Below are 4,468 nucleotides of genomic sequence, written 5' to 3'. Positions count from 1 at the left end.
GCGCAGTTCTTCGTCCCGCTCATCGTGGGCGGGACCGGCCTCTTCGGCCTGGTGAAGGGCGGCGTCCTCCACCTCGAGCGCGCCGGCTACCTCTACGCAGGCCTGGCGGTCATCGCGACCGTGTGTGCCGCGCGCTCGATGAACAACCTGCGCACCGCGAAGTCCAACCCGCGCCAGGTGATGGCGATGTTCACCCAGAAGCACACGATCGTGATGTCGCTGCTCTACATCGGCACCTTCGGCTCGTTCATCGGGTACGCCGCCGCCATGCCACTGCTGATCAAGCTCAACTTCGCGGTGGTCGACCCGGCGACGGGGGAGACCGTCGGGATCCACTTCGCCTACTACGCCTTCATCGGCGCGCTCGTCGGCTCGCTGAGCCGCCCGGTCGGTGGCTGGCTGGCCGACCGCTTCGGTGGTGCCCGGGTCACGCTGGCGGTCTTCGCGGTGATGATCCTCGGTGCCGCCGGCGTGCTCGCCACGCTGTCCGCGCTCACCCCCAACCCCGCCAAGGACCCGGCGATCGCGCTGGAGAACCAGTCGCTCTTCCCGTGGTTCCTCGCCGCCTTCGTGGTGGTCTTCGCGGCCACGGGCATCGGCAACGGCTCCACCTCGCGGATGATCCCGCTGATCTGGCGGCACCAGCACACCGACGGTCTTGAGGAGAGCTCCGCGGAGCACGAGGCTGCGGTCGTGGCGGCGACCAGGTCGTCGTCGGCGGTGATCGCGATCGCTGGTGCGGTCGGCGCCCTCGGTGGCTTCCTGATCCCGATGACCTTCGGCGCGCCCTGGGTGGACGACCCGGTCGCGGCGGTGCGCTCGGCGTTCGTGGTCTTTGCCGGCTACTACGTCTTCTGCCTGGCGCTGACCTGGTTCGAGTACACCCGCCGCCACCTCTTCACCGAGCGCATCCCCAGCCTCGCGCACGCCCGCATCTGACGCACGCTCCCGATCGGAGACTCCCATGAGCACCACCACCCACTGCCCCTACTGCTCGCTGCAGTGCGGCATGCGGCTCTCCGGCGCGCGCACCGTCGAGGTGTCGGAGTGGTCGGAGTTCCCGGTCAACAAGGGCGCGATGTGCCGCAAGGGCTTCACCTCCGCGCAGCTCCTCAAGCACCCGGAGCGGATCACCACGCCACTGATCAAGGACGACGCCACGGGGGAGTACCGCGCGGTCCCGTGGGACGAGGCGCTCGACTTCGTCGCGGGCCGGCTGACCGAGCTCCGTGACGAGCACGGCCCGGACTCCATCGGCATCTTCGGCGGCGGCGGCCTGACCAATGAGAAGGCCTACCAGCTGGGCAAGTTCGCCCGCGTGGCGGTCGGCACGAGCCAGATCGACTACAACGGCCGCTGGTGCATGAGCTCCGCGGCCAACGCCGGGATCCGGGCGTTCGGTGTCGACCGCGGCCTGCCGTTCCCGCTCGCCGACATCGAGCAGACCGACGTCCTCGTCCTGGTCGGCTCGAACCTCGCCGAGACCATGCCGCCGGCCGCGCGCCACCTGGCCAGGCTGCGCGAGAACGGCGGCAAGGTGGTCGTCATCGACCCGCGCCGCACCTCCACCGCCGACAAGGCCGACGTCGTGCTGCAGCCGACCCCGGGCTCCGACCTCGCCCTGGCCCAGACGCTGCTCCACCTGATCATCGGCAACGGCCACGTCGATCTCGACTACATCGAGAACCGCACGACCGGCTGGGAGGACGTCAAGGCCTCCGTCATGGCCTGGTGGCCCGAGCGCGGCGAGCGCGTCACCGGCATCACCGCCCCCGAGCTGCGCGAGGTCGCCGAGCTCCTCGGCACGGCTGATCGCGTGACGATCCTGACCGCACGCGGCGCCGAGCAGCAGGCCCAGGGCGCCGACACCGTCGTGTCCTGGATCAACATCGCCCTCGCGCTCGGCATGCCCGGCAAGCAGTACGCCGGCTACGGCTGTCTCACGGGCCAGGGCAACGGCCAGGGCGGTCGTGAGCACGGCCAGAAGGCCGACCAGCTGCCGGGCTACCGGATGATCGACGACCCGGCCGCGCGCGAGCACGTCGCCGGCGTCTGGGGCGTCGACCCCGCCACGATCCCAGGCAAGGGCCGCTCGGCGTACGAGCTGCTCGACGCGCTCGGGCAGCCCGACGGCCCGAAGGCGCTGCTGGTCTTCGGCTCCAACATCATCGTCAGCGCCCCCAACGCCAACCACGTGGGGGAGCGGCTCGACGCGCTCGACCTGCTCGTCGTCGCCGACATGGTGATGAGCGAGACGGCGGCGCGTGCCGACGTGATCCTGCCGGTCACGCAGTGGGCCGAGGAGACAGGCACGATGACCAACCTCGAGGGCCGGGTGATCCTGCGCAACCAGGCGATCACCCCGCCCGCCGGCGTACGCAGCGACCTCGACATCATCGCCGGCCTGGCCGAGCGGCTGAAGTCGCCGATCGCCTTCTCCACCGAGCCCGAGGAGATCTTCGCCGAGCTCGGCCGCGCCAGCGCCGGCGGCAAGGCCGACTACTCCGGCATCACCTACGACCTGGTCCGCGAGCAGCAGGGCGTCTTCTGGCCCGCGCCTGCCGGGGCGGTCAACGCCGATGGCACCGTCGGCACCGAGCGCCTCTTCGCCGACCGGTTCTTCACCCCAGACGGGCGCGCGAAGCTCATCGCGGTGGAGCACGGTGGCCCGGCCGAGGTCCCCGATGCGGAGTACCCCCTCTTCCTGACCACCGGCAGGGTCCTGGCGCAGTACCAGTCGGGCGCGCAGACCCGCCGGGTCAAGGACCTCCCCGACGACGGTGCCTTCATCGAGATGCACCCGATGCTGGCCCGACGTGCCGGCTACGTCGAGGGCATGTCGGTGACGCTCGAGACGCGTCGTGGTGTCATGGTGGCCCCGGTCAGGGTTGTCACGACCATCCGGCCCGACACGGTCTTCGTGCCGTTCCACTGGGTGGGCGCCAACAAGCTGACCAACGACGCGCTCGACCCGTACTCCCGGATGCCGGAGTTCAAGGTCTGCGCGGCCCGGATCACGGCGGAAGGTGCGGCAACGGCATGAGCAAGAAGCGAGAGCGGCTGGTCATCGTCGGCAACGGCATGGCGACGACACGGCTGGTCGAGGAGCTCGTGGCGCGCCGCTACGACGGCGACATCACCGTGCTCGGCGACGAGGACCACCCGGCGTACAACCGGATCCTGCTGTCGGCGGTGCTCGAGGGCACGCACCCGATCGACGCGCTGACCTTGCGCCAGCCGGAGTGGTACGCCGCGCAGGGTGTCGACCTGCGCACGGGTGCGCGCGTGCTCGAGATCGAGCGCGACCTGCGCGACGTGATGCTCGTCGACGGCACCAAGATCGAGTTCGACAAGCTGGTCCTCGCGACCGGTGCGATCCCGACGCTGCCGCCGATCCGGGGACTCGTCCAGCTCGACGGCGCGCTGCACCCGAAGGTCCACGCCTTCCGCAGCCTCGCCGACTGCGAGCGGCTGATCGAGGCCGTCGAGGCGCTGCCCGAGGGATCCCGCGCCGTCGTCGTCGGCGGTGGCCTGCTCGGCCTCCAGGTCGCCCGCGCGCTCAGCGTCCGCGGCGTCGCGACCGAGGTCGTCGAGGGCACCGAGCACCTGCTGTCGCAGCAGGTCGACCGTCGCGGTGGCACGGTCCTCAAGCGCCACCTCAAGAAGCTCGGCACCGAGGTCTACACCGGTGCCCGCGCGGTCCGGTTGACCGACGAGGGGCTCAAGCTCGACAACGGCTTCCTGCTCGAGACCGACCTCGTCGTCCTCACCGCGGGCGGCCGCCCGTCGACCGCGCTGGCCCGTCGCGCCGGCCTGACCGTACGCCGCGGCGTGGTTGTCGGCGACCGGCTCGAGTCCGTCGACGACGACGCGATCTTCGCGATCGGTGACTGCGCCGAGCACGCCGGCAAGGTGACCGGCTTCGTGCCACCGGCGTGGGAGCAGGCGGGTCTCCTCGCCGCCCACCTGACCGGCGAGGACGTGAAGTACGAAGGCTCCCGTGCCGTGGCGCGCCTGCGCGCGACCGGCCTCGACGTCGCCGTGCTCGGCGACCCGGAGCACACCGAGGGCGACGTCGTGGAGGTGACCAACCCGATCGTCGGCACGCACCGCAAGCTGGTCGTCGACGGCAACGTGATCGTCGCGGGCACCCTGATCGGAGACCTGTCGCGGATCGGCCTGATCACCCAGCTCTTCGACCGCCGCACGATCCTGGCCGACTCCGAGCCCGGCGAGCTGCTGATGGCCGACCGGCCCGAGGGCGACAGCTCGATCCTGCTGCCCGACGACGCCGAGGTCTGCGCCTGCGCCGGCGTCAGTGCCGGTCGGATCCGCTCGTGCCGCACGTTCGAGGAGGCGAAGGAGAAGACCCGTGCCACCACCGGCTGCGGCGGCTGCTCCTCAGTCGTGCGCGAGCTGATCGAGGCGGCCAAGGCGCCTGTCTGATCCATGTAACGCGGTGTTCCCG

The 4,468-nt window shown here is 70.9% G+C and carries 2 protein-coding genes and 1 pseudogene; all 3 read left to right on the top strand.

The genetic code is table 11. From position 1 onward, the window contains the following. A pseudogene (locus tag VLF38_RS14690) lies at positions 1–939 on the top strand (MFS transporter); the annotation flags it as partial. 25 nt (positions 940–964) lie between these two features. After that, the gene (locus VLF38_RS14685) at positions 965–3,043 is read left to right on the top strand and encodes a molybdopterin oxidoreductase family protein (protein WP_325271985.1); all 2,079 of its coding nucleotides are present in this window, start codon (positions 965–967) and stop codon (positions 3,041–3,043) included. Next, the gene (locus VLF38_RS14680) at positions 3,040–4,446 is read left to right on the top strand and encodes an FAD-dependent oxidoreductase (protein ID WP_325271984.1); all 1,407 of its coding nucleotides are present in this window, start codon (positions 3,040–3,042) and stop codon (positions 4,444–4,446) included. The genes VLF38_RS14685 and VLF38_RS14680 overlap by 4 nt, the downstream gene beginning before the upstream one ends. The last annotated feature ends 22 nt before the right edge of the window (positions 4,447–4,468 follow it).

The organism is Nocardioides sp., from assembly GCF_035481145.1.
Taxonomy (GTDB): domain Bacteria; phylum Actinomycetota; class Actinomycetes; order Propionibacteriales; family Nocardioidaceae; genus Nocardioides.
This window is presented reverse-complemented; position numbering and strand designations above follow the sequence as displayed.

Bases quoted from the DNA above. Each gene is read 5' to 3' on its own strand.
- VLF38_RS14685 (WP_325271985.1), top strand. From the start codon at position 965: ATGAGCACCACCACCCACTGCCCCTACTGCTCGCTGCAGTGCGGCATG.
- VLF38_RS14680 (WP_325271984.1), top strand. From the start codon at position 3,040: ATGAGCAAGAAGCGAGAGCGGCTGGTCATCGTCGGCAACGGCATGGCG.